The organism is Pseudomonas sp. NA-150 (assembly GCF_044336365.1).
Lineage (GTDB): Bacteria > Pseudomonadota > Gammaproteobacteria > Pseudomonadales > Pseudomonadaceae > Aquipseudomonas.
In genome coordinates this window covers 6,870,374-6,893,754 of sequence record NZ_CP172305.1, presented here as the reverse complement: position 1 = coordinate 6,893,754, position 23,381 = coordinate 6,870,374, and the positions used below count along the sequence as shown (strand labels likewise).

Genomic DNA, 23,381 nt, shown 5'->3' with positions numbered 1-23,381 from the left:
TTAAGTCGCAGCAAAAACTTTTAGTGAGCTTCATCCCAGTTGCTGCCCACTCCTACTTCGACGAGCAGCGGCACATCCAGTTCCGCCGCGCCGCTCATATACGGGCGAATTTCTTCACGCACCTGGTCGACCAAGTCTTCGCGCACTTCCAGCACCAGTTCGTCGTGCACCTGAAGAATGACCCGCGCGTCGAGACCCGACTTCGTCAGCCAAGCGTCCACCGACACCATCGCCCGCTTGATGATATCGGCGGCCGTACCTTGCATCGGCGCGTTGATCGCGGTGCGTTCGGCGCCTTTGCGCAGGGCCTGGTTCTTGGCATTGATGTCCGGCACGTACAGCCGACGCCCGAAGATGGTTTCAACAAACCCTTGCTCGGCCGCCTGGGCCCGCGTGCGCTCCATGTAGCTCAGCACGCCTGGGTAACGGGCGAAATAGCGGTCGATGTAGGCTTGCGACTCTTTACGGTCAACACCGATACGCTTTGCCAGACCAAAGGCGCTCATGCCGTAGATCAAACCGAAGTTGATCTCTTTGGCCTTGCGCCGCATATCGATGCTGACATCGGCCAGTTCGACGCCAAACACCTCGGCGGCGGTCGCCCGGTGTACGTCCAGGTTATTGCGGAATGCGTACAGCAGACCTTCGTCTTTGGCCAGGTGGGCCATGATCCGCAGCTCGATCTGTGAGTAGTCCGCCGCCAGCAGCTTGTAGCCTTTGGGCGCGACGAACGCCTGACGAATCCGACGCCCTTCGGCGCTGCGGATTGGAATGTTCTGCAGGTTTGGATCGCTGGAAGACAGACGACCAGTGGCTGCCACCGCCTGGTGGTAAGACGTATGGATACGCCCGGTGCGCGGGTTGATCTGCTCTGGCAGACGGTCGGTGTAGGTGCTTTTCAGCTTGCTGATCGATCGGTATTGCATCAGCACTTTCGGCAACGGGAAATCCTGGTCGGCCAACTCGGCCAAGACCGCTTCAGCCGTAGAGGCCTGGCCTTTGGCGGTCTTGCTGATCACCGGCAAGCCCAGCTTTTCATAGAGGATCACGCCGAGTTGCTTGGGCGAGCCGAGGTTGAACTCTTCGCCGGCAATCGCAAACGCCTCACGCTCCAGGGCAACCATTTTGTCGCCGAGCTCGACGCTCTGAATCCCCAGCAGCTTGGCGTCGACCAACGCACCCTGACGCTCGATACGTGCCAATACCGGCACCAGCGGCATCTCGATCTCATTGAGGACCGGTGCCAGACTTGGCGTCGCCGCCAGTTTCTCCATCAGCACTTCATGCAGGCGCAGCGTGAGATCAGCGTCTTCGGCTGCGTATGGCGAAGCTTGCTCCAGGGCGATCTGGTCGAAGCTCAGTTGTTTCACACCTTTGCCGGCTATGTCTTGCAGGCTGGTATTAGCGTGATTCAGGTACTTGAGCGAAAGGCTGTCCTTGTCGTGACGCGTCGCGGTGGAGTCGAGCACATAGGATTCGAGCATGGTGTCGAACGCCAGGCCCTGCACGTCAATGCCTTGGTTCTGATCGCCGCCGATTGCGCAGTTGGCGAGGATGTTGATATCAAACTTGGCGTGCAGACCGACCTTGATCTTGGTTGGGTCTTCCAGCAAGGGCTTGAGCACCTTGAGCACCGTGTCGCGATCCAGTTGCTGCGGCACGCCCATGTACGAGTGAGTCAACGGCAGATACGCCGCTTCGTTGACCTTGACGGCAAACGAGACACCCACCAGTTGCGCCTGCTGTGGGTCCGGACCGTTGCTCTGGGTCACGAAGGCAAACAGCTTGGCGTCGTTGAGCTTTTTCAGCCACGACTCGAACTGCGCCTGCTCAAGAATGGTTTCGTAGCGGGTTTCTTCGACCACCGCTTCCTCGACCACCACGATTTCTGCGCCGACGCGCTTGGCATCGCGATGCAGATCTTCAATCCAGCTTTTGAATTCCAGCTCGGTGTACAGCGCCACCAGCTTGTCGCGGTCGGGCTCGCCACAGTGCAAGTCGTCCAGTTCGACGTCCAGCGGTACATCGATCTTGATTGTGGCCAGCTCGTAGGACAGCAACGCCATGTCTTTGTGTTCTTCAAGCTTGGCCGCCAGGGTTTTCGCCCCGCGAATCGGCAGTGCGGCGACCTTGTCGAGGTTGGCGTACAGCTCGGTCAAACCACCACCGATACCCACCAACAGGCCGACGGCGGTCTTTTCGCCAACGCCGGGAACGCCGGGGATGTTGTCGACTTTGTCGCCCATCAACGCCAGATAATCGATGATGTGCTCGGGACCGACGCCAAACTTCTCCTTCACGCCAGGTACATCGAGCACGCTTCCGGTCATGGTATTGACCAAGGTAATGTGCCCATCGACCAGCTGCGCCATGTCCTTGTCGCCGGTAGAAATAATCACCGGACGGTCGGCAGCGGCGCTGCTGCGAGCCAGCGTGCCGATCACGTCGTCAGCTTCGACGTTATCCACGCACAGCAACGGATAGCCCAGCCCTTTGACACACGCGTGGAGCAGATCGACCTGCACCCGCAGATCGTCAGGCATGCTGGGGCGGTTGGCTTTGTATTCGGCGAACATCGCGTCGCGGAAGGTCCCGCCCTTGGCGTCGAACACCACGGCGAACGGGCTTTCAGGATATTGCCGGCGCAGGCTTTTGAGCATATTCAGCACGCCCTTGACCGCCCCCGTCGGCAATCCCTTGGACGTGGCGAGCGGCGGCAGCGCGTGAAAGGCGCGGTAGAGGTAAGAAGAACCGTCCACCAGGACGAGGGGAGCTTGGCTCATGTGCAGGATCAACCTTTTCGGCGGGGTCGGCGCTAGAATGCGAGGACCGTTAACGACAAAGGGACAAGGTTATCATGCGAACCACAAATCGCCTGTTGCTGACCAGTCTGTTGGTACTCTGTCCGCTGGTCGCTGTGGCAGCAGAGGACGCACCCTCAGCCGATCCAGACGTTACCATTCGCACCGAAGGTGACAAATTCATCCAGGAATACCGGCAAAACGGCTTTCTTTATGCGATCAAGATCACGCCAAAACACGGCAAACCGTACTTTCTGGTACGCGCCGATGGTACTGATGCAAACTTCATTCGTTCGGACCAACCGGACAGGCTGATTCCCGCGTGGGAAATTTTCAGCTGGTAACGCCTTACATTCACCCTATTGCTGGCAGTCTTGACCATGTCCGTGTTTACCCCCCTGGCTCGGCCCGAGCTGGAAACATTTCTTGCGCCCTACGGGCTCGGCCGTCTGCATGACTTTCAAGGCATTGCCGCCGGAAGTGAAAACACCAACTATTTCATCAGCCTGGAAGGCGGCGAATTCGTCCTGACCCTGGTTGAGCGCGGTCCGATCCAGGACTTGCCGTTTTTCATCGAATTGCTCGACGTGCTACACGACGCCAACCTCCCGGTGCCTTACGCCTTGCGTACCACCGACGGCAGCGCCCTGCGCGAGATGGCGGGCAAACCGGCGCTGCTGCAGCCGCGCCTGCCGGGCAAGCACATCAAGGAGCCGAACACGCAACACTGTGTGCAGATCGGTGAGCTGCTGGGGCACCTGCACCTCGCGACCCGCGACCGTGTGCTTGAGCGCAAGACCGACCGTGGTCTGGACTGGATGCTCACGGAAGGCACCAACTTCCTGTCGCACCTGGAAGCCGGGCAGCGCCCGTTGCTACAAGCGGTGCTAAGCGAAATCGAACAACTCAAGCCACGCATCATGGCCCTGCCACGCGCCAACCTGCATGCCGACCTGTTCCGCGACAACGTGCTGTTCGAAGGCACGCACCTGACCGGGCTGATCGACTTCTATAACGCCTGCTCGGGACCTGAGCTTTACGACGTGGCCATTGCGCTGAATGACTGGTGCTCTCATGAGGATGGCCACATCGATGGCGTCAGGGCGCGCGCGCTGCTCGGTGCCTATGCGACGTTGCGCCCGTTCACCGCGGCGGAAGCGGAGTTGTGGCCAACCATGCTGCGTATCGCGTGCCTGCGCTTCTGGCTGTCACGCTTGATCGCGGCGGAATCGTTTGCCGGTCAGGACGTATTGATCCACGACCCGATGGAGTTCCAGATGCGTTTGGCGCAGCGTCAAAAGGTCAGTACACCGCTGCCGTTTGCGTTGTAGGCAGCCAACGCTTTCGCAGCCTGCGGCAACTCCTACAGGGAACGTAATCTCATGTAGGAGCTGCCGCAGGCTGCGATGGCGTAATAGCAGGCGCTACAAGCTTTCCAAACACCCCGCCAAATCACTGCCCAGCTTTTCCATCATCTGCTCATACCCCTGCACCGATGCCGGGGTATAGCCGCCCAAGCCATCGAGTTCAGCCAGTTTCACCGGCAACCCGGAGGTCAGGGTTTCGGCCAGACGCGGGCGCATGGGGGGCTCGCTGAAGACACAGGTCTTGCCTACCTCCGTCAGTCGCGCCCGCATCGCGGCAACGTGTTGCGCGCCCGGCTGTACCTCGGCGGCGACACTGAACACACCGGTATGCTTAAGGCCATAGGCGTCTTCGAAATAATCGAACGCTTCATGGAACACGAAGAACGGCTTGCCCGCGACACCGGCAACCCGCGCCTTGATATTGGCATCCATGGTGTCGAGGCGCGTATCGAAGGCTTTCAGGTTGCGCTGGTAATGCTCGGCGTTGGCCGGATCGGCAGCACTCAAGTCAGCGGCCATCTTTGCCGCGATCACCCGAGCGTTGAACGAAGACAGCCACAGGTGCGCGTCGAGGCTGCCCGGCTGATGATCGTGGTCATGTTCGGCGGGATCGGCAGCCTCATGGGACTCACTGTCGGCCCCAAAGCGCCGTAAATGCAGGCCTGGCAAGGTCTGGACGCTGACGGTTGGCAGCTTGCGAGTGGCCAACACGCGGGGCAGGAAGCTTTCCATGTCCGGGCCGATCCAGTACATCAGGTCGACTTCACCCACGCGCCGTACATCGGAAGGCCGCAGCGCATAATTGTGCGGCGACGCTCCCGGCGGCAGCAGTACTTCAGGCATGCCGACTCCGTCCTGCACGGCAGCGGCTATCAGCTGTAGCGGCTTGATGCTGGTCAACACACGAACATCGGCACGGGCAGCGGTTGTCATGACTGCACTGGCCGTTAAAGCAAGAAAAATGGCAAAAAGACGGGACACGAAGACCACCCAAAGGGACAGGAACAGGTAACATAATAACGTCTCTCTCAAATGCCGTCGCCGCTCATGCCAAAAACACCGCTTGCCAGTCGCCCCCACGATCATTCCCATTGCGTGCACAGCGCACTCACTGAGGCGGATACGCTGTGCGCGCGTAAAGGCTTGCGCCTGACCGCACTGCGCCGTCGTGTTTTGGAGCTGGTCTGGCAAAGCCACAAACCATTGGGTGCCTACGACATCCTCGCGGTGTTGAGCGAAGAGGACGGCCGCCGCGCCGCGCCGCCCACGGTCTATCGCGCCCTGGACTTCCTGCTGGAGAACGGGCTGGTTCACCGCATTGCGTCGCTCAACGCCTTTACTGGCTGCAACCACCCGACGCATGCGCATCAGGGCCAATTCCTGATCTGCCGTGAATGTCACGCGGCCATCGAATTGCAACATCAAGCCATCACCCAGGCCGTGATCAGCGCCGCCGCTGAAGTGAATTTTGCTGTCGAAGGGCAAACCATCGAGATCGTCGGGGTATGTTCCGGCTGCAAGGCCGCCTGATGAGCACGGCCCTGATCCGACTCGACAAGGTGGCGGTCACCTTCGCCGGACAAAGCGTGCTGGATAACATTCAGCTCAGCGTCGAGCCCAACCAGATCGTCACCCTGATCGGCCCTAATGGCGCAGGCAAGACCACGCTGGTGCGGGCGGTACTCGGGCTGCTCAAGCCGACGTCGGGCAGTGTCTGGCGCAAGCCGAAATTGCGCGTCGGTTACATGCCGCAAAAGCTTCATGTCGACCCTACGCTGCCCTTGTCGGTGTTGCGCTTCTTGCGTCTGGTTCCCGGGGTCGATCGCAAGACGGCGCTGGATGCACTGGAAGAAGTCGGCGCCGAAAAAGTCATCGACAGCCCGCTGCAAAGCATTTCCGGCGGCGAGATGCAGCGCGTGCTGCTGGCCCGTGCTTTGTTGCGCGAGCCTGAACTGCTGGTGCTCGATGAGCCGGTACAGGGCGTCGATGTTGCCGGACAGGCCGAGTTGTACAGCTTGATCACCCGCCTGCGCGACCGCCACGGCTGCGGTGTGCTGATGGTGTCCCATGATTTGCACCTGGTGATGAGCACCACCGACCAAGTCGTGTGCCTGAACCGCCATGTGTGCTGCTCGGGTCATCCGGAGCAAGTCAGCAACGACCCTGCGTTTGTCGAACTGTTCGGCACCAACGCGCAAAGCCTGGCGATTTATCACCACCATCACGATCACGCCCATGATCTGCATGGTGCAGTGGTCGACGATAGCGCCACGCATGACCACGCTTCCCACACCCATGTGCACGGAGACAACTGCAAGCATGGCTGATTTCCTACTCTATGCCTTGCTTGCAGGTCTGGCCTTGGCCGTGGTCGCCGGCCCTCTCGGCTCGTTCGTGGTTTGGCGGCGCATGGCTTATTTCGGCGACACCTTGTCTCACGCGGCGTTGCTCGGCGTGGCGCTGGGCTTTTTGCTGGACATCAGCCCGACGCTGGCAGTAACCGTTGGCTGCCTGCTGCTGGCGCTGGTATTGGTGACCCTGCAACAGCGCCAGCCGTTGGCGTCTGACACGTTGCTGGGGATTCTCGCACCGAGCACCCTGTCGCTGGGCCTGGTGGTGCTGAGCTTCATGCACAACGTGCGGATCGATTTGATGGGCTACCTGTTCGGCGACCTGCTGGCGATCAGCCCGACCGATCTGGCCTGGATCCTTGGAGGCAGCGCGGCGGTCATGGCATTGATCGTCAGCCTGTGGCGTCCGCTGCTGGCGATTACCGTGCATGAGGAACTGGCGACGGTCGAGGGTTTGCCCGTCGCGGCCCTGCGCATGACCTTGATGCTGCTGATCGCCATCGTGATTGCAGTGGCAATGAAGATTGTCGGCGTGCTGTTGATCACGTCTTTGCTGATCATCCCGGCGGCCGCGGCACAACGTCACGCCCGCTCTCCGGAACAAATGGCCCTTGGCGCGAGTCTGTTAGGGGTTGTCGCAGTCTGCGGCGGCCTGATGTTGTCCTGGTTCAAGGACACGCCAGCGGGACCTTCAATTGTGGTCTGCGCAGCGGCGTTGTTCTTACTAAGCTTTGCTTTACCCAAACGCTAGTGCTTGGCTTCGGAATACACTCAGAATCGATCAGTTATTTTCGAGGCAAGCTACTTGTGTGTAGACTTGCTCGTTTTTTGCGCAATTAGAGAATCGCAGGAATGAAGCCGTTCGCATCCCGTTATCTGCTCCTTGCCGCATTTTCCATCCTGTTGGGTGCCTGCCACAGTGCGCCGACAGTAGAAACACCTGCGCCTGCGACGGAGCTTTCCGGCTTCGAGCTGCTGGATAAAACCATCGCCAGCAATGAGTTGGCCACGGCCGAAGATCAACTCTCGGCCCTGCAAAAACAGACGCCCGACGACCCGCGGATCGAGCAATACCAGCGGCAACTGGCCGAGGCGTATCTGAAACGCAGCCAGGTTGTGCTGCAGAAAGGCGACGTCAATGCCGCCGCGACGGCTCTCAGCCGCGCCCGCGTGTTGATGCCTAAAGCCCCGGCACTGACCAGCGGCGTCAACGGCGCCATCGCCCAGGCCCGCAAAGCCGAACTGGAAAAAGCCGAGGCGGAGCTGAAAGCGGCAGAAGCCAAGCGCATTGCCAAGGTCATCGACCCCACTGCCGACAGCACCACCATTGCACTGAAAATCGGCAATATGCGCGAACTGCGTCGACAATTGGATGCGATCGCCGCCGATACTGTAGCCTTCGATTGCCAGGTCAGCCTGCAAGTACCGCGCACCGACGATTATCCATGGCTGTCGGGCTTGCTAGCCAAACGCGTGACCAAGCTCAACCCTGAATTCGAATTGCATCTGGAGCGAGTGATTGATCGCGATCATCCGGCGCAAGTTGTGCTCAAGCCTGAGAAAATGTAGGGCAAACATCGATCTGTAGGAGCTGCCGCAGGCTGCGATTTACGACCGGAAGGTCGTTCCGACCTTATCGCAGCCTGCGGCAGCTCCTACAGATTATGTGTAACGCTTACGCCGGAACCGCCTTGGCTTTTGGCTCCCGCGCCCAGACCCGATGCTGGGCGATCGCAGCAAAGAACGCCTTGAAGCTCTTGGTGTCCTTGCTCAGCAGCAATCCCTCGTCCGCCTCCAGATGCAACGCATTCAGCAATTGCCCTGCCTCACCGTTCAGCTCAATCGCTTTGAGGTGCTTGTAGGCTTCCAGCAGGAAGTGCAGTGCAACGCCGTTGGCACTCAGCGCTTTCACCGACTCCGCTCCACCCGGCACGAATACCGCATCGAAGGCGATCGAAGGCATGCCTTCCATCGACGCGTCCACCACCAGGCTTTTGCCATCCGCCGTGGTGATCGGTGCCGAGGTCGGCCCCAGCAATTTGGCGCGCGCACCTTCCGCTTCCAATGCCTTTTTCAACGCGGCAATGGCGCCACCGTCGACGCCATCCGCTGCCAAAATCGCTACCTTGCGCGAAACGATATCGCCAGACAGCAAATTGGCCTGGCTCAATGCGGGGGATGCTTTCAGCGATAGCGTTTTTTCCGGCACCGTTCCTTGTTTTGGCACTGGTAGCCCAAGGTTCTTCGCCACACGAGCGGCCAACTCCAGATCGATATTGGCGAGGATTTCATTGACCTGCCGCGCCCGTATCCAGTCGCGCTCGACCTTGCCCAGTTCAAAGCTGTAAGCAGCAATGATGTGCTCTTTTTCGTGGTGGCTCATGCTCTGGAAGAACAGCCGTGCCTGGGAGAAGTGATCCGAGAACGACTCGCTGCGACGGCGAATTTTGTGCGCTTCCAGACGCTCCGGATAACTTTCGAAGCCGCCATCTTGCGGGGCAGGTGGGGTTTCCTTCGGCCAGCCGCCATCAATCGAGTTCGGCTCGTATGACGTACGCCCCTTGTCGATGGTGACGCGGTGCTGGGCGTCGCGTTGCCCGCTGTGGTTGGGCGCTAACGGCCGGTTGATTGGGATCTCGTGAAAATTCGGACCACCGAGCCGGCTGATTTGCGTGTCGGTGTAGGAAAACAGCCGACCTTGCAGTAGCGGATCATTGGAGAAGTCGATCCCCGGCACGATATGCCCAGGACAGAACGCCACCTGCTCGGTCTCGGCAAAGAAATTATCCGGGTTGCGATTGAGCACCATTTTGCCCAGCGGCGTTACCGGCACCAGCTCTTCCGGAATGATTTTGGTCGGGTCAAGAATGTCGAAATCGAACGAATGCTCGTCCTCCTCGGCGACGATCTGCACCCCCAACTCCCATTCTGGATAGTCGCCACTTTCAATCGACTCCCACAGATCGCGCCGATGGTAATCGGTGTCTTTGCCTGCGAGCTTCTGTGCTTCATCCCACAACAACGAGCACACGCCGAACTTTGGCTTCCAATGAAACTTGACGAAGGTCGACGTTCCTTCGGCATTGATCAGGCGGAAGGTGTGAATACCGAAGCCCTGCATGGTTCGCAGGCTTTTCGGAATCGCGCGGTCAGACATGGTCCAGATCACCATGTGCGCGGACTCAGGCACCAGCGAGACAAAATCCCAGAACGTGTCGTGGGCCGAGCCGCCTGTGGGAATTTCGTTGTGCGGCTCGGGTTTTACCGCATGCACGAAGTCAGGAAACTTGATCGCGTCCTGAATGAAAAACACCGGCATGTTGTTGCCGACCAGATCGAAGTTGCCTTCGTCGGTGTAGAGCTTCACCGCAAAGCCACGCACGTCACGCACCGTATCGCCTGAGCCTCGCGGCCCTTGCACGGTGGAAAAACGCACGAAAACCGGGGTCTTTTTCCCAGGATCTTGCAGGAAAGCGGCTTTGGTCAGGGGAGCGTGGTTCTCGTAACTCTGAAAGTACCCATGAGCCGCAGTACCTCGCGCGTGAACGATGCGCTCCGGAATCCGCTCGTGGTCAAAGTGGGTAATCTTTTCCCGCATGATGAAGTCTTCGAGCAACGACGGACCGCGCTCACCGACCTTGAGGGTGTTCTGGTTATCGGCAACCTTCACCCCCTGATTCGTGCGTAGCGCCTGGCCGGTAGCGTCCGACCGGAACTGTTCCAGGCTGTCCAGCTTCGCGCTGGTGTTGCCGCGGTCCAGGGTGTCGGTGCCCGCAAGTTCACTATTAGCGGTTTTAGAATTGGGGCTAGTGGTGGTGTTGGTTATGGTTTTCTTGGTGGCCATCAGACTGAAACTCCTCGGTTGCAGGCAAACCCGGCGCCGAAACGGCGGTGTTGGGTCAGCAAAAAACTCTCCTGGCACGGCACGCAGGAAAATCGGGATGTTTCTTTACTGACTGAACCGCAAAACAGCCGTTCCGTGTATTTCATGACCTTTGGTCTACCCTTCTCAGAGGGCGGAAGTCACCACCGCCATCGATCGCGTTATTGCCGTTTCGAAGGTTTGTCATGAAATAAATGCTAAGAACCTATAGCCGGACAGGCTAAAATGCGCGCCCGGCTAACCCAGCCGGCGCTCGCTGGTCGTAAGAACGCCTGAACATCCGGCATTGCCACCACCTTTTTTACCGCGCCCCCACAAGGTTCGCTAAGTGATCGAGTTTCATAACGTCCATAAAACCTACCGGGTTGCAGACCGCGAAATCCCTGCGCTGCATCCCACCAGCCTGCGCGTCGAAGACGGCCAGGTGTTCGGCCTGATTGGTCATTCCGGCGCTGGCAAAAGCACGCTGCTGCGGCTGATCAACCGTCTGGAAACCCCAAGTGGCGGCCAGATCATCGTCGATGACGAAGACGTAACTGCACTCGACGCCAATGGCCTGCGCGCCTTCCGCCGTCAAGTCGGGATGATTTTCCAGCACTTCAATCTGCTGGCGTCCAAAACCGTGGCGGACAACGTCGGCATGCCGCTGACCCTGGCCGGCGACATGAGCCGCAGCCAGATTGACCAGCGCGTGACCGAGTTGCTAGAGCGCGTCGGCCTGTCCGATCACGCCAAGAAATATCCGAGCCAGCTGTCAGGCGGGCAAAAGCAGCGCGTGGGCATTGCCCGTGCGTTGGCGACCAAACCAAAAATCCTGCTCTGCGATGAAGCCACCAGCGCCCTCGACCCGCAAACCACGGCGTCGGTGTTGCAGCTGCTGGCCGAGATCAATCGCGAGCTGAAGCTGACTATCGTCCTGATCACCCACGAAATGGACGTGATCCGGCGCGTTTGCGACCACGTCGCGGTAATGGACGCCGGTAAGATCGTCGAGCAGGGTCCGGTCGCGGAGGTGTTCCTGCATCCGAAGCACCCGACCACACGCCGCTTCGTGCAGGAAGACGAGCAGATCGACGAAGGCGAACAACGTGATGACTTCTCTCACGTACTGGGTCGTATCGTGCGTCTGACGTTCCAAGGTGAAGCCACCTACGCGCCGCTGCTGGGCACTGTGGCGCGAGAAACCGGCGTCGACTACAGCATCCTTGCCGGCCGCATCGACCGCATCAAAGACACCCCCTATGGGCAACTGACCCTGGCCATCACCGGCGGCGACATGGACGCCGCCTTTGCCGCATTCACCGCCGCCGATGTTCACATGGAGGTGCTGCGCTGATGGATACCTTGCTCGCTCTGTTTTCCAACGTTGACTGGTACGAAATTTGGGTCGCTATCGGCGATACCCTGATCATGCTCAGCGTCTCTCTGGCGTTCACCGTGCTGCTTGGCTTGCCGCTGGGCGTATTGATGTTCCTGACCTCGCCTCATCAACTGCGGGAAAATCAGCCGCTGTATGCGACCGTGGCATTGATCGTCAACCTGCTGCGGGCGCTGCCCTTCATCATCCTGCTGATCGTGATGATGCCGGTGACCGAAATCATCACCGGCACCACCCTGGGTGTACTCGGGACCTTGCCGCCGTTGATCGCTGGCGCCACGCCGTTCTTCGCCCGCCTGGTCGAGACTGCCCTGCGCGAAGTCGACAAAGGCATCATCGAAGCGACCCAGGCGATGGGCGCCACCACCCGGCAGATCATCGTCAAGGCACTGTTGCCGGAAGCGCGGCCTGGCATTCTGGCTGCGATCACCGTCACTGCGATTGCCCTGGTGTCATTCACTGCGATGGCCGGTGCCGTGGGCGCGGGCGGTCTGGGCGACCTGGCGATTCGTTACGGTTACCAGCGTTTCCAGAACGATGTGATGTTCGTGACCGTCGTATTGCTGTTGGTACTGGTGCAAATCCTGCAAACCATCGGCGACAAGCTGGTGGCGCACTACACCCACCGCTAGAATCGAGGGATCACAGTGGCGGGTCGCCGACCCGCCACCGCCCACGGAATCCACGCATGAAAAAGCTCCTCGCCGCCTTTGCCGCCGTTGTTGCTCTGACTGTGCACGCCGATGAAACCCTAACTGTCGGCGCCTCCGCCACTCCCCAGGCGGAAATCCTCGAAGTGGTCAAACCCTTGCTGGCCAAGGACGGAATCGACCTGCGGGTCATCGTCTTCAGCGACTACATCCAGCCCAATGTGCAGCTTGAAGAGCACAAGCTCGACGCCAACTTCTTCCAGAATCAACCCGCCCTAGATCAATTCAACAAAGAAAAAGGCACCGATCTGCTGGCTGTGGCCAAGGTTTATATTGATCCGCAGGGCATCTATTCAGGCACCTACAAAAGCACTACGTTCGACGACCTGCCTGACGGCTCTCGGGTTGCCCTGCCGAATGACCCAAGCAATGAAGGCCGGGCTTTATTGCTGCTGAGTAAAGCCGGGCTGATCACCCTGAAAGACCCTGCCACTCTCCCCGAAACACCCCACGACATTGCCAAGAACCCGAAGAACCTACAGTTCAGCGAACTGGAAGCCTCAACACTGCCGCGCGTGCTGACCACCGTCGACCTGACCGTGATCAACGCCAGCTACGCACACGCTGTGGACATGGACCCCGCTAAAGATGCGCTGTTCATCGAAGGCAGTGGTTCGCCATTTGTGAACCTGCTGGTGGCCCGCCCAGACAACCGCGGTTCATCGGCCATGCAGAAACTGGTGGCCGCCTTGCACAGCCCGGAAGTGAAGCAGTTTATTCTGGAGAAATACCAGGGCGTGTTTGTCCCGGTGTTTTGATTGCTTACGCCGCTGGGGCTAACGTGTTCGCGAGGCGGCATAACAGACACATCTCATTAAGCCACTCGCCAACAAGTTGGCTCCTACAGAGGATTTTCATCATGGCCCTGACACCCTTCCATCTCGCCATACCGGTTTATGACCTGGCCGCCGCCCGACACTTCTACGGCGATGTCTTCGGCTGCAGCGAAGGCCGCAGTAGCGATCATTGGGTCGACTTCAATTTCTTCGGCCATCAACTGGTCATCCATTACCAAGCCCAAAGCGCCGCGCAAGAACACGCCCTGAGCAACCCGGTCGACGGCCACGACGTACCCGTCCCGCATTTCGGCGTGGTGCTGGATTGGGATCAGTGGGAGGCATTGGCCGACCGGCTGAAATCGCGGGAGACCGCCTTCGTGATCGAACCCTACATTCGCTTCAAAGGGCAGGTGGGCGAGCAGGCGACCATGTTCCTGCTCGATCCCTGCGGCAATGCGCTGGAGTTCAAGGCGTTCAAGGATATCGGGCAGCTTTTCGCCAAATAACCCGCACAGATCACTTACGCGCCAGCAACCCCGGCAACTGCGCCACCATCTTCTGGTTGTTCAGCGGCGAACGAATAAACCCGCGCTGGGTGCCGTCCGGGCCGAGCAGGGCGAGGTTGCCGCTGTGGTCGACGGTGTAGTTGGGCTTGCTGGTGTCGGCCGGGATGAACGGAATGCTCACCGCGTTGGCCAGTTTCTGAATGTCTTCTACCGGCGCCGTCAGGCCCTGGAATTCAGGATCGAAATAGCCCAGGTATTGCTTGAGCTTTTCCGGGGTGTCGCGATTCGGGTCGACGCTGACCAGGATGATCCGCAGATTACCAACCACATCCTTGGGCAGCTGGCTTTTGATCAGGCGCAAATCGGCGAGGGTGGTCGGGCAAATGTCCGGGCAGAAGGTATAGCCGAAAAACAGCATGGTCCATTTACCCTTCAACTCATCGACCGCCACCGGTTTGCCATCCTGATCGATCATTTTCAGGTCAGGCAGGCTGCGAGTGGACGGCAGCAGAATGATGCCGGCATCGATCATCGCCGTAGGGTCACCCTGGCCTCTGCCGGACAGTACCTTATTGACCGTCAGGCCGAGTATCAGCGCCACGATGGCGACGAGGATGAATACCGTTTTTTGAACTCGAGTCATAGATTCAACATTAGGTAGTGGTCGACAAGCAGCGCGATGAACAGCAGGAACAAGTAGTAAATAGAGTACTTGAAGGTGTTGATCGCCGCGTGCGGTTTGATGCCACGGTACAGCACCCACGACCATTGCAGGAAGCGCGCACCAAGGCCCAGCGCGCAGACCAGATACAGGATGCCGCTCATGTGGATCACGAACGGCATCAGGCTTACCGCCAGCAACATGAAGGTGTACAGCAGGATATGCACCTTGGTGTAGTGCTCGCCGTGGGTCACCGGCAACATCGGAATGTCGGCCTTGGCGTATTCCTCTTTGCGATGGATCGCCAGCGCCCAGAAGTGTGGCGGGGTCCAGGCGAAGATGATCAGCACCAGCAGCAGCGGTTCAGCGCCGATATGGCCATTGGTGGCGACCCAGCCCAGCAGTGGCGGCGCAGCCCCGGCCAAGCCACCGATCACAATGTTTTGCGGTGTGGCGCGCTTGAGAAAGCCGGTGTAGACCACGGCGTAGCCGAGCAGGGACGCGAGGGTCAGCCAAGCGGTCAGCGGGTTGGTAAACGCCAGCAACAGTGCCTGACCCGCAACGGCCAGCAGCAAGGCGAACGTCAGCGCCGCGAAGGGTGTCACGCGACCTTCGGCAATCGGGCGTTTGTGGGTGCGGGCCATCACCGCGTCGATACGCCGATCCACCACATGATTGACCACCGCCGCGCCGCCCGCACAAAAGGCGATGCCCATGTTGCCGAACACCAATACGGTCCACGGCACACCCGCCCGAGTGGCGAGAAACATGCCCACCAGTGAGGTGATCAACATCAACACCACCACCTTGGGCTTGGTCAGTTCGAGGTAATCACGCCAGATCGCCTGGCGTTGCTGCTCGCGCACTAAAGTCGTCATGGCATTTCCCCTTATCGTTATTGTTCTGTGCCAGGTTATTTGCCCGGATGCAGCTGAGGGTGAGCAAGACCCTGTCCTTGAAAGCCCGGAATTCGATTGGCTTTCGTCGCCAGCCCCACGACGGAGCGGACGCGGTAATTGACCAAGGTCATGGTCAGCATCAACGCCGCGCCCCCGGCGTTATGCGCCACGGCGACCGGCAGCGGCAGGTGGAAAATCACATTGCTGACTCCCAGCGCGATCTGCACTCCAAGCGCCAGCAGCACCAGCCCTGCCATGCCTTTGAGACCGGCGCGCTTCAATTGCCAGGCCAATGCCAGCAACACCAATGTCACCACCAGCGCACCCAAGCGGTGGGTGATGTGAATGGCGGTTCGGGCATCGCTGTCCAGCTGCCCGCCCAGGTAGTTGGGGCCGATGTGCTGAGTGAGGTGGAAGCCGTTGGCGAAGTCCGCTTTGGGCCACCATTCGCCGTGGCAGGTCGGCAGGTCGATACAGGCCACCGCCGCGTAGTTGGAGCTGACCCATCCGCCCAAGGCAATCTGAGCCACCACCAACACCAAACCTGACACTGCCAAACGCCGCAGTTTTACCGGCAATTCCGGCATTGGGGCGAACCCGCCCGACAAGCGCAGGGTCAGCAAAAACAACAGGCTCAAGGTGGTTATCCCGCCCAGCAAATGCGCGGTCACCACCTGCGGCCACAGTTTTAACGTCACCGTCCACATGCCGAAGGCCGCCTGCGCCACCACCACGCCCAGCATCAACAGTGGCAGTTTGAACGGATGGCCCTCTTGATGGCGACGACGCACCGCTTGCGCCGCCAGCAAGATGATCATCAGCGTCAACGTGCCGGCAAAGTAACGATGAACCATCTCGTTACGACCTTTGTGCGCCTCCACCGGAGAATCCGGAAAGTGCAGCTCGGCGTGGGCCAATTGCGCCTCGCTGTTGGGCACGCTGATAAACCCGTAACAGCCTGGCCAGTCAGGACACCCCAGGCCCGCGTGCGTCAAGCGGGTGTAGGCACCGAGTAACACCACGACCAGCGCAAGCAGCGTGGCAAGCAAAGCGAGGCGAAATCCAGTTCTGGCCATGACGGTGCCCTATCCAATGTTCGATAGTTTCAGCAGTTGGCGTAAATCGTTGAGCAGGTCCTTGCCGTTAACCTTGGCGTCGTAACGCAGCACCAGGTTGCCATGGGGGTCGATAATCCACAGTTGTGGCGCTTGAACGTCGGGAACCGCTTTGTTGTACTGCGACACGTCCAGCGGGTAGCGCTGTAATTTCGGGTATTCGCGGGTCAGCTTGTCGGTGTATTCGGCGTCCAGGGGTTGTGCGACGGCTAACGCGTGGCTGGCCCGGGAAGAGTCCGCACCCAGGCCGACTTGCAGTTGCCGCGCCAGGTACACCAAGTGCCGGCAGTCCGCCGTGCAGCTCTGCGGCGCACTGACCAACAGTTGCCAGTGCTGGTCATCAGCCTGGATGCCAAGATCGGCGCGGCTCTGGCCGTTACCGATCATCTCGCCGTGGTAGCTGCGACCGTCTGGCACCCAGAACTGCAATTTGTACATGCCCGTGGCCAGCAGCATCGGGCCGACGGCCACCAGAAATACCAGAATCAATTGCAGGCGTCCCTTGCGCCGCTGTTGTGGCGGGCGTGCTTCAGACATGTTGAGTGGATTCATGGCCGCTCCCATGCTTTTTCTCCTTGGCGTTGTGCAATCCGAGGTACAGATAAAGTCCGAACAGGGCGGTCGCCATGGCGAACCACTGCACGGCATAAGCGAGGTGTTTTTCCGGCCCCATCGCCACGACAGGCCAATCGATCTGATAGGCCGCGATGCCAGGCTCCAGGCGCACTTCATAGGCAAACCCTTCGCGCCCCAGCTCGGGCCAGAGCTTGGCCGGATCTACGGCGGTCACCAGTCGTGGCCAAGGCGCACCGACCGGGTCAGGCGCCAATTGGAAGGTCGCGCCCGTCGGCACATAGACCCAGGCATTGAGGTTTACCGTTTGATTCGGCGTGGTGAAACTCGGCGCTGTGCGACGACTCGGCCACGGCAGCCAGCCACGATTGACCCACAGCCACAGCCCGCTGGCCTGATCATGAAAGGGTTGAATCAATTCGATACCAGGGCGGCCGTCGCGGGTGCTGTTGTCCAGCATCAGGCTGTGTTCGCTGTCGAACTGACCGCGCAACTGTACGCGGCGATAGGCAGGATCGGCGGTCTCTTGCAGGAGAGTGCTGGCCATCGGTTCGGCGACACGACGCTCGGCGTAGGTGTTCAATAACAGGCGCTTTTCTTCGCCCCGGCCCAGTTGCCAGAAGCCGAGAAATACCAGCAACGGCAGCAGCAGGAACACCACCACCGACGGCGCGACGCCAGGCTGGAAGCGAGTCATGACGCCTCCGAATCTGCTGCCCGGCGAGTAGCTATACTGCAAGACATCGCCTGTACCCCCGCCATTCAGTGAAGTGCCCTGGAGACTCAGCATGCTCAAAGCGGCAATCGTTCTAATGCTTATTGCCACGATCATCAGCTTGTTCAGCGGCCTGTTCTTTCTGGTCAAAGACGACAGCCGCTCCAACCGCGTGGTCAAGGCCCTGACCGTCCGCGTCTGCCTGGCCGCCGCGACCATCATCTTGATCGCCTGGGGCTTCTACAGCGGCCAACTGGTGTCCCACGCCACCTGGTAAGCAGCGTTAAAGCACATAAACAAAGACGAACAAGCCGATCCACACCACGTCGACAAAATGCCAATACCAACTCGCCGCCTCGAATCCGAACTGATGATCGGCGTCGAAATGCCCGCGCATGATCCGCATCAGCATCACGAACAGGATGATGGTGCCGATGGTCACGTGAGCGCCGTGAAACCCGGTGAGCATGAAGAATGTCGCGCCATAGATGCCGGAACCCAGGGTCAGACCTAACTCGTGGTAGGCCTCCATGTATTCCGAGGCTTGCAGGGTGAGGAAACTCAGGCCCAGCAGAACTGTGATCGCCAACCAGATTTTCAGCGCGCCGCGATGGCCTTTTTTCAGTGCGTGGTGAGCGATGGTCACGGTGACGCTGGAACTGACCAGCAAGATGGTGTTGATCAGCGGCAGGTGCCACGGATTGATCACCTCTTTCGGCCCTGGGAACATTTTCGGGTCCGGCGGACTCAGCAACGGCCAGGTGTAGTGAAAGTTGGGCCACAGCATGTGCGCAACGCCTTTGGAGCCTTCACCGCCGAGCCAGGGACCGGCCCAGGTCCGCACGTAAAACAGCGCACCAAAGAAGGCAATGAAGAACATCACCTCGGAAAAGATGAACCAGCTCATCCCCCAGCGAAATGATCGATCCATCTGCGCGCTGAACAGCCCGGAGCGGCTTTCCTTGATCACCGTGCCGAACCAGCCAAACAGCATGTAGGCCAGCACCAACCCGCCGACGAAAAAGATCAGCGGCCCGTGAGAGTCAGGACGCGCGGCTTTCAGGTCGTTGAACCAGGTGCCCAGGCCAAACATAGTGGTGAACATGCCGACCGTGGCAATGATCGGCCATTTGCTTTGTGCGGGAACGTAATAATGCTCATGAACTGCCATCTTATTGTTCTCCTTATCGGGCGCCCTGACTGATCAGGCCTTGGTTGCTCAGAACCTAGTTACTGGCAATGTGGGCAACCGGAGGCGAGCGCGCAGTGATATCGAACAGCGTGTAGCCCAGCGTTAGTTGCTTCACATCCTTGGGTACGGCGCGGTCGACGATAAACCGCACCGGCATTTCAATCCGCTCACCGGGCTGTAGCACTTGCTGGGTGAAGCAGAAGCATTCGGTCTTGTGGAAATACACCGCCACGTCACCCGGCGAAATACTCGGAATCGCCTGCGCCTTCATGACGTGATCGGTCGGGTTACGCGCCACGAACAGCATCTCGTTAACGGCGCCAGGGTGGACGTCCAGGTGCTCGCCCTTGGGGTAGAAGTCCCAGACCATGTCCGAGTTATTGCTCGACAGAAACTGCACGCGAATCTGCCGATCCAGGTCCACCACCTGTGAGCCTTCGTACTTGCCACCGGTCTTGCCATTAATGCCGAGGGCCTTGCACATCACGTCGTACAACGGCACCAGAGCAAAACCGAAGGCAAACATCACCACCACCATCAACAGCAGGCGAATCACCAGCTTTTTGGTAGAGCGCCCTTCGTCCATGTCATTTCACTTCCGGCGGAGTCGTGAAGGTGTGATACGGCGCGGGTGAAGGAATGCTCCACTCCAGACCATCGGCACCGTCCCACGGCTTGGCCGGCGCAGGCTTACCGCCGCGAATGGTCTTGATCACGATGAACAGGAAGAAGATCTGCGTCGCGCCAAAGGTGAAGGCACCGATGGACGAAACCATATTGAAGTTGGCGAATTGCAGGTTGTAGTCCGGAATCCGTCGCGGCATCCCGGCCAGCCCGAGGAAGTGCATCGGGAAGAAGGCCATGTTCATGCCCACGAACGACAGCCAGAAATGCAGCTTGCCGAGAGTTTCGTCGTACATGTGCCCGGTCCATTTCGGCAGCCAGTAGTAGGCCGACGCGAAGATCCCGAAGATCGCCCCCGGCACCAGCACGTAGTGGAAGTGCGCGACCACGAAGTAGGTGTCCTGGTACTGGAAGTCCGCCGGCGCAATCGCCAGCATCAACCCGGAGAAACCGCCGATGGTGAACAGGATGACGAAGGCCACCGCGAACAGCATCGGCGTCTCGAAGCTCAATGAGCCCTGCCACATGGTGCTGACCCAGTTGAACACCTTCACCCCGGTCGGCACGGCAATCAGCAGCGTGGCGTACATGAAGAACAACTCGCCCACCAGCGGGATGCCGACCACGAACATATGGTGCGCCCAGACGATGAACGACAGGAAGGCAATACTCGCCGTGGCGTACACCATCGAGGTGTAACCAAACAGTGGCTTGCGTGAGAAGGTCGGGATGATCGAACTGACCGCGCCGAACGCCGGCAGGATCATGATGTACACCTCAGGGTGCCCGAAGAACCAGAACACGTGCTGGAACAACACCGGATCACCGCCACCGGCCGCACTGAAGAAGCTGGTGCCGAAGTGGATGTCCATCAGCATCATAGTCACGCAACCGGCCAATACCGGCATCACCGCGATCAGCAGGAACGCGGTGATCAGCCAGGTCCAGACAAACAGCGGCATCTTCATCAGGGTCATGCCGGGAGCGCGCAGGTTGAGGATGGTGGCGATCACATTGATCGCGCCCATGATCGAACTGATCCCCATCATGTGGATGGCGAAGATGAAAAAGGTCACGCTCGGTGGGGCGTAGGTAGTCGATAGCGGCGCGTAGAAGGTCCAACCAAAATTCGGCCCACCACCGGGCATGAACAAGGTCGACACCAGCAGGATGAACGCCGCTGGCAGCAGCCAGAAGCTGAAGTTGTTCATCCGTGGCAGGGCCATGTCCGGCGCGCCGATCATCAACGGGATCATCCAGTTGGCGAGGCCGACGAACGCTGGCATCACCGCACCGAACACCATCACCAGGCCGTGCATGGTGGTCATCTGGTTGAAGAACGCCGGCTCGACGATTTGCAGTCCGGGCTGGAACAACTCGGCGCGAATCACCATGGCGAACGAGCCACCCAGCAAAAACATACAGAAGGCAAACCACAGGTACAGCGTGCCGATGTCTTTGTGGTTGGTGGTCAGTACCCAGCGCATGAGGCCTTTTGCCGGGCCGTGCGCATGCTCATCATGGCCGGCGTGGCCATGGTCATCGATCACTGCACTCATGTCCTGTCTCCTGCAAAACGGTGAGCTGCACACACCGGGGCGGAACGAGGCGAATAGCGGTTTGACTGAGTCATTTGCTGTCCGCCTGTTTCAGAGCCAGCACTTCTTTCGGCGTCACCATGTCGCCTTTGTTGTTGCCCCACGCATTACGTTCGTAGGTGACCACGGCGGCAATATCGACTTCGGAAAGCTGCTTGCCAAAGGCCGCCATCGCGGTACCCGGCCGACCATGGAACACCGTGCTCAGGTGACCCTCTTTAGGCCCGGTAACGGTTTTCGAACCTTTGAGCGCCGGGAACATCGGCGGCAAGCCCTGACCTTCGGCCTGGTGACAGGCCACGCAGGTGGTGTGGTAGACCTTGTCGCCACGGGCAACCAGCTCTTCCATCGTCCAGTCTTTACTGGTCAGCTCTTTGAGTTTTGCAGCCTCTTCCTTGCGACCGGCCATCCAGGTGTCGAAATCCGCCTGAGTCTTGGCCTCGACCACAATCGGCATGAAGCCGTGGTCCTTGCCGCACAATTCGGAACATTGGCCGCGATAGATGCCGGGCTTGTCGACACGGGTCCAGGCTTCGTTGACGAAACCGGGGATGGCGTCGCGCTTGACCGCAAAGGCCGGTACCCACCAAGAGTGAATAACGTCGGCGGCCGTCACCAGAAAGCGAATTTTCACACCCACCGGGACCACCAAGGGTTGGTCGACTTCCAGCAGGTAGTTTTCGCCTTTCGCTTCTTTGTTATGAATTTGGTCAGCAGGCGTGGCCAGGTTGCTGAAGAACTCGACGTCCTGCCCCATGTACTTGTAGTGCCATTTCCACTGATAACCGGTGATCAGAATGTCGATGTCCGACTGACTGGTGTCGTACATCTTGATCATGGTGCGGGTCGCGGGAATAGCCATGGCAATCAGGATCACGAGCGGAACCACCGTCCACAGGATTTCGACGGTCGTACTCTCGTGAAATTTGGCCGCCACCTGTCCGGTAGACCGCCGGTGAACAATCATTGACCAGAACATGGCACCAAATACCACGATGCCAATCACCACACATATCCAGAAAATGGTCATGTGCAGATCGAACACTTGATGGCTTACATCGGTTGCTCCAGGCGCCATATTGGTCGTCCAGGCGGCTTGCGCCTGGCCAAAAACCGACCACAACAGGAGGCCCATCCAGACATGTGGATGTCGCATCATTGCGGGTTCCCCTTATAGTTCTTGTTATCCCGCCGGCTTTCACCTGCGGCCAAGGGAGCGGCGGTCAAGAATGGTCGCTTGACGGCCGGGGCCAGGGCTGCGAATGCAGTCGGGCGTCACCAGCTAATCTTCCTTTCAGTCCCGAGTATAGACAGCGACTCAAACCTCGCAATGCGATGTCAAAAAACTAGTTAGTTGGCTAATTTGTCAATTTGCAGCTACTACGTGCGCGAGAATGTGTAACGGCAACGGACGCCATATATAGCTCCTGCACATAAATATGAATCTGTTATGACAAATACGTCTTATGGATTTTCAGAAGCAAGCTACCGTATGACTTCCTTTTCATTCTGCATTTGCTTCATTGCCTTCAGGAGACTTCATGAACACCGCCGCTTTGCGCGAGCAGATTCAACGTGCGCATCAACACGAGGCCAAAACCGGCCAATTGTCGCGTCAGCTGGAAACCCAATTACCGCACCTTCACCCAGCCATTCACCTGCCTGAATTAGATGCAAAAGGAGTTTTGACACGCTTTGTAGCGGCTTACATAGACCAGGTACCCGAACTGCTGGACGCTGCCCATGCGGTCGCCCTTGAAGCCGGTATCGAAGACCAGATCAAGCCGGTCCTGAAAATTGCCGAACACTTTTTCCTTCAGCCCCCAGCGATCATGGATGGGCACGAAGGCCTGGATAGCCTGCTGGACGAAGCCTACCTGGCTAACCGCCTGGTCGAAGAAGTGAACGACCTGTACATCAAGCATTTCGGTCAGCCGCTGATCCCGTCGAATACCACGGTCGCCAGCGTGATCGCCCACCAGTTGATCGGCGAAGAGTTTGCCAACCAACTGGATGAAGCCGTCCACCACGCCGTGGATGAGATGCTCGACGACGACAGCTTTGCGCTGGAATCGGTCGAGGCTTATCGGGAGCGTCTGAAAAGCCCGGAAACCGAAGCCGCATGGAAGCGCTGGCCAAGTCTGTCGCGCCAATTAGGTGTCGGCCTCAATCTGGACCAGACCCACACGCTTTAACGCAACACCGCAGGACCATCGCCTCGCGCACGAC

Annotated in this window: 24 protein-coding genes; 12 read left to right on the top strand and 12 right to left on the bottom strand. The window is 59.1% G+C overall.

From position 1 onward, the window contains the following. Nucleotides 1-20 precede the first annotated feature (20 nt). Entirely contained in the window at nucleotides 21-2,783 is a 2,763-nt protein-coding gene (gene polA, locus ACF0H7_RS32085; protein ID WP_397450782.1) for a DNA polymerase I, read from the bottom strand. A gap of 74 nt (nucleotides 2,784-2,857) precedes the next feature. Between polA and ACF0H7_RS32080 the strand changes: the two genes are divergently transcribed. Together ACF0H7_RS32080 and ACF0H7_RS32075 are read left to right on the top strand one after the other, a co-directional pair. Further along, complete coding sequence (locus ACF0H7_RS32080) at nucleotides 2,858-3,145, top strand: DUF2782 domain-containing protein (RefSeq protein ID WP_397450781.1); 288 nt, start codon at nucleotides 2,858-2,860, stop codon at nucleotides 3,143-3,145. A 36-nt stretch (nucleotides 3,146-3,181) separates the two neighbouring features. Beyond that, nucleotides 3,182-4,132: a homoserine kinase gene (locus ACF0H7_RS32075; RefSeq protein WP_397450780.1), complete on the top strand. Its 951-nt coding sequence runs from the start codon at nucleotides 3,182-3,184 to the stop codon at nucleotides 4,130-4,132. A gap of 93 nt (nucleotides 4,133-4,225) precedes the next feature. On the opposite strand, the gene ACF0H7_RS32070 is transcribed toward ACF0H7_RS32075, so the two are convergent. Further along, a complete protein-coding gene (locus ACF0H7_RS32070) occupies nucleotides 4,226-5,149 on the bottom strand; it encodes a zinc ABC transporter substrate-binding protein (RefSeq protein WP_397450779.1) in 924 nt (307 codons plus the stop codon). A 66-nt stretch (nucleotides 5,150-5,215) separates the two neighbouring features. Here ACF0H7_RS32070 and ACF0H7_RS32065 point away from each other — a divergent pair, with 66 nt between their 5' ends. The 4 genes from ACF0H7_RS32065 to ACF0H7_RS32050 all read left to right on the top strand — a co-directional run bounded on the left by ACF0H7_RS32065 (nucleotide 5,216) and on the right by ACF0H7_RS32050 (nucleotide 8,088). Beyond that, nucleotides 5,216-5,698, top strand: a complete 483-nt coding sequence (locus ACF0H7_RS32065; protein WP_397454099.1) for a Fur family transcriptional regulator — start codon at nucleotides 5,216-5,218, stop codon at nucleotides 5,696-5,698. Continuing rightward, nucleotides 5,698-6,495 carry a zinc ABC transporter ATP-binding protein ZnuC gene (znuC, locus tag ACF0H7_RS32060; RefSeq protein ID WP_397450778.1) on the top strand — a complete coding sequence of 266 codons (798 nt, stop codon included), beginning with the start codon at nucleotides 5,698-5,700 and terminating at the stop codon, nucleotides 6,493-6,495. Before ACF0H7_RS32065 ends, znuC begins: the two co-directional genes overlap by 1 nt. Beyond that, nucleotides 6,488-7,270: a zinc ABC transporter permease subunit ZnuB gene (znuB, locus tag ACF0H7_RS32055; RefSeq protein WP_397450777.1), complete on the top strand. Its 783-nt coding sequence runs from the start codon at nucleotides 6,488-6,490 to the stop codon at nucleotides 7,268-7,270. The genes znuC and znuB overlap by 8 nt, the downstream gene beginning before the upstream one ends. 101 nt (nucleotides 7,271-7,371) lie before the next feature. Continuing rightward, a complete protein-coding gene (locus tag ACF0H7_RS32050) occupies nucleotides 7,372-8,088 on the top strand; it encodes a PA5502 family lipoprotein (RefSeq protein WP_397450776.1) in 717 nt (238 codons plus the stop codon). A gap of 106 nt (nucleotides 8,089-8,194) precedes the next feature. On the opposite strand, the gene katE is transcribed toward ACF0H7_RS32050, so the two are convergent. Further along, nucleotides 8,195-10,363 (bottom strand): catalase HPII, encoded by a 2,169-nt coding sequence (gene katE / locus ACF0H7_RS32045; protein WP_397450775.1) that lies wholly within the window; start codon nucleotides 10,361-10,363, stop codon nucleotides 8,195-8,197. A gap of 367 nt (nucleotides 10,364-10,730) precedes the next feature. Here katE and ACF0H7_RS32040 point away from each other — a divergent pair, with 367 nt between their 5' ends. From ACF0H7_RS32040 to ACF0H7_RS32025, 4 genes are all read left to right on the top strand, one after another. After that, nucleotides 10,731-11,738, top strand: a complete 1,008-nt coding sequence (locus ACF0H7_RS32040) for a methionine ABC transporter ATP-binding protein (protein WP_397450774.1) — start codon at nucleotides 10,731-10,733, stop codon at nucleotides 11,736-11,738. Next, nucleotides 11,738-12,412 (top strand): methionine ABC transporter permease, encoded by a 675-nt coding sequence (locus ACF0H7_RS32035; protein ID WP_397450773.1) that lies wholly within the window; start codon nucleotides 11,738-11,740, stop codon nucleotides 12,410-12,412. The genes ACF0H7_RS32040 and ACF0H7_RS32035 overlap by 1 nt, the downstream gene beginning before the upstream one ends. 56 nt (nucleotides 12,413-12,468) lie before the next feature. Further along, nucleotides 12,469-13,248, top strand: coding sequence for a MetQ/NlpA family ABC transporter substrate-binding protein (locus ACF0H7_RS32030; protein ID WP_397450772.1), 780 nt, complete (start codon nucleotides 12,469-12,471; stop codon nucleotides 13,246-13,248). 101 nt (nucleotides 13,249-13,349) lie between these two features. Next, nucleotides 13,350-13,775, top strand: a complete 426-nt coding sequence (locus ACF0H7_RS32025; RefSeq protein ID WP_397450771.1) for a VOC family protein — start codon at nucleotides 13,350-13,352, stop codon at nucleotides 13,773-13,775. Between the two features lie 10 nt (nucleotides 13,776-13,785). On the opposite strand, the gene ACF0H7_RS32020 is transcribed toward ACF0H7_RS32025, so the two are convergent. Genes ACF0H7_RS32020 through ACF0H7_RS32000 form a run of 5 tightly spaced genes read right to left on the bottom strand, consistent with a single transcriptional unit; the run spans nucleotide 13,786 to nucleotide 17,720 of the window. Continuing rightward, nucleotides 13,786-14,418, bottom strand: a complete 633-nt coding sequence (locus ACF0H7_RS32020; protein ID WP_397450770.1) for an SCO family protein — start codon at nucleotides 14,416-14,418, stop codon at nucleotides 13,786-13,788. Continuing rightward, nucleotides 14,415-15,314 (bottom strand): heme o synthase, encoded by a 900-nt coding sequence (cyoE, locus tag ACF0H7_RS32015; protein WP_397450769.1) that lies wholly within the window; start codon nucleotides 15,312-15,314, stop codon nucleotides 14,415-14,417. The genes ACF0H7_RS32020 and cyoE overlap by 4 nt, the downstream gene beginning before the upstream one ends. A gap of 35 nt (nucleotides 15,315-15,349) precedes the next feature. Next, nucleotides 15,350-16,411 carry a heme A synthase gene (locus tag ACF0H7_RS32010; protein ID WP_397450768.1) on the bottom strand — a complete coding sequence of 354 codons (1,062 nt, stop codon included), beginning with the start codon at nucleotides 16,409-16,411 and terminating at the stop codon, nucleotides 15,350-15,352. 9 nt (nucleotides 16,412-16,420) lie between these two features. After that, nucleotides 16,421-17,014 (bottom strand): hypothetical protein, encoded by a 594-nt coding sequence (locus tag ACF0H7_RS32005; protein WP_397450767.1) that lies wholly within the window; start codon nucleotides 17,012-17,014, stop codon nucleotides 16,421-16,423. Beyond that, on the bottom strand, nucleotides 16,980-17,720 hold the full coding sequence (locus ACF0H7_RS32000; RefSeq protein ID WP_397450766.1) for an SURF1 family protein: 741 nt from the start codon (nucleotides 17,718-17,720) through the stop codon (nucleotides 16,980-16,982). Before ACF0H7_RS32000 ends, ACF0H7_RS32005 begins: the two co-directional genes overlap by 35 nt. Nucleotides 17,721-17,811: 91 nt before the next feature. Here ACF0H7_RS32000 and ACF0H7_RS31995 point away from each other — a divergent pair, with 91 nt between their 5' ends. After that, entirely contained in the window at nucleotides 17,812-18,015 is a 204-nt protein-coding gene (locus ACF0H7_RS31995) for a twin transmembrane helix small protein (protein WP_397450765.1), read from the top strand. Between the two features lie 6 nt (nucleotides 18,016-18,021). On the opposite strand, the gene ACF0H7_RS31990 is transcribed toward ACF0H7_RS31995, so the two are convergent. The 4 genes from ACF0H7_RS31990 to coxB form a co-directional block, all read right to left on the bottom strand. Next, complete coding sequence (locus ACF0H7_RS31990) at nucleotides 18,022-18,909, bottom strand: cytochrome c oxidase subunit 3 (protein ID WP_397450764.1); 888 nt, start codon at nucleotides 18,907-18,909, stop codon at nucleotides 18,022-18,024. Between the two features lie 55 nt (nucleotides 18,910-18,964). Beyond that, nucleotides 18,965-19,516, bottom strand: a complete 552-nt coding sequence (locus tag ACF0H7_RS31985) for a cytochrome c oxidase assembly protein (RefSeq protein WP_397450763.1) — start codon at nucleotides 19,514-19,516, stop codon at nucleotides 18,965-18,967. Between the two features lies 1 nt (nucleotide 19,517). Beyond that, nucleotides 19,518-21,113, bottom strand: coding sequence for a cytochrome c oxidase subunit I (gene ctaD / locus ACF0H7_RS31980; protein ID WP_397450762.1), 1,596 nt, complete (start codon nucleotides 21,111-21,113; stop codon nucleotides 19,518-19,520). 70 nt (nucleotides 21,114-21,183) lie between these two features. Beyond that, nucleotides 21,184-22,311 (bottom strand): cytochrome c oxidase subunit II, encoded by a 1,128-nt coding sequence (gene coxB / locus ACF0H7_RS31975; protein WP_397450761.1) that lies wholly within the window; start codon nucleotides 22,309-22,311, stop codon nucleotides 21,184-21,186. 382 nt (nucleotides 22,312-22,693) lie between these two features. Between coxB and ACF0H7_RS31970 the strand changes: the two genes are divergently transcribed. Beyond that, on the top strand, nucleotides 22,694-23,347 hold the full coding sequence (locus tag ACF0H7_RS31970) for a hypothetical protein (protein WP_397450760.1): 654 nt from the start codon (nucleotides 22,694-22,696) through the stop codon (nucleotides 23,345-23,347). Nucleotides 23,348-23,381: the final 34 nt, after the last annotated feature.

What these genes read in the sequence shown, in the direction of transcription:
- ACF0H7_RS32080 (WP_397450781.1), top strand. Translation starts at nt 2,858, where the DNA reads ATGCGAACCACAAATCGCCTGTTGCTGACCAGTCTGTTGGTACTCTGT.
- ACF0H7_RS32000 (WP_397450766.1), bottom strand. Translation starts at nt 17,720, where the DNA reads ATGACTCGCTTCCAGCCTGGCGTCGCGCCGTCGGTGGTGGTGTTCCTG.
- coxB (WP_397450761.1), bottom strand. Translation starts at nt 22,311, where the DNA reads ATGATGCGACATCCACATGTCTGGATGGGCCTCCTGTTGTGGTCGGTT.
- ACF0H7_RS32050 (WP_397450776.1), top strand. Translation starts at nt 7,372, where the DNA reads ATGAAGCCGTTCGCATCCCGTTATCTGCTCCTTGCCGCATTTTCCATC.
- ACF0H7_RS32030 (WP_397450772.1), top strand. Translation starts at nt 12,469, where the DNA reads ATGAAAAAGCTCCTCGCCGCCTTTGCCGCCGTTGTTGCTCTGACTGTG.
- ACF0H7_RS32065 (WP_397454099.1), top strand. Translation starts at nt 5,216, where the DNA reads ATGCCAAAAACACCGCTTGCCAGTCGCCCCCACGATCATTCCCATTGC.
- ACF0H7_RS31995 (WP_397450765.1), top strand. Translation starts at nt 17,812, where the DNA reads ATGCTCAAAGCGGCAATCGTTCTAATGCTTATTGCCACGATCATCAGC.
- katE (WP_397450775.1), bottom strand. Translation starts at nt 10,363, where the DNA reads ATGGCCACCAAGAAAACCATAACCAACACCACCACTAGCCCCAATTCT.
- polA (WP_397450782.1), bottom strand. Translation starts at nt 2,783, where the DNA reads ATGAGCCAAGCTCCCCTCGTCCTGGTGGACGGTTCTTCTTACCTCTAC.
- ACF0H7_RS31970 (WP_397450760.1), top strand. Translation starts at nt 22,694, where the DNA reads ATGAACACCGCCGCTTTGCGCGAGCAGATTCAACGTGCGCATCAACAC.
- ACF0H7_RS32005 (WP_397450767.1), bottom strand. Translation starts at nt 17,014, where the DNA reads ATGGGAGCGGCCATGAATCCACTCAACATGTCTGAAGCACGCCCGCCA.
- ACF0H7_RS32035 (WP_397450773.1), top strand. Translation starts at nt 11,738, where the DNA reads ATGGATACCTTGCTCGCTCTGTTTTCCAACGTTGACTGGTACGAAATT.
- ACF0H7_RS31990 (WP_397450764.1), bottom strand. Translation starts at nt 18,909, where the DNA reads ATGGCAGTTCATGAGCATTATTACGTTCCCGCACAAAGCAAATGGCCG.
- cyoE (WP_397450769.1), bottom strand. Translation starts at nt 15,314, where the DNA reads ATGACGACTTTAGTGCGCGAGCAGCAACGCCAGGCGATCTGGCGTGAT.
- znuC (WP_397450778.1), top strand. Translation starts at nt 5,698, where the DNA reads ATGAGCACGGCCCTGATCCGACTCGACAAGGTGGCGGTCACCTTCGCC.
- ACF0H7_RS32010 (WP_397450768.1), bottom strand. Translation starts at nt 16,411, where the DNA reads ATGGCCAGAACTGGATTTCGCCTCGCTTTGCTTGCCACGCTGCTTGCG.
- ACF0H7_RS32025 (WP_397450771.1), top strand. Translation starts at nt 13,350, where the DNA reads ATGGCCCTGACACCCTTCCATCTCGCCATACCGGTTTATGACCTGGCC.
- ctaD (WP_397450762.1), bottom strand. Translation starts at nt 21,113, where the DNA reads ATGAGTGCAGTGATCGATGACCATGGCCACGCCGGCCATGATGAGCAT.
- znuB (WP_397450777.1), top strand. Translation starts at nt 6,488, where the DNA reads ATGGCTGATTTCCTACTCTATGCCTTGCTTGCAGGTCTGGCCTTGGCC.
- ACF0H7_RS32020 (WP_397450770.1), bottom strand. Translation starts at nt 14,418, where the DNA reads ATGACTCGAGTTCAAAAAACGGTATTCATCCTCGTCGCCATCGTGGCG.
- ACF0H7_RS32075 (WP_397450780.1), top strand. Translation starts at nt 3,182, where the DNA reads ATGTCCGTGTTTACCCCCCTGGCTCGGCCCGAGCTGGAAACATTTCTT.
- ACF0H7_RS31985 (WP_397450763.1), bottom strand. Translation starts at nt 19,516, where the DNA reads ATGGACGAAGGGCGCTCTACCAAAAAGCTGGTGATTCGCCTGCTGTTG.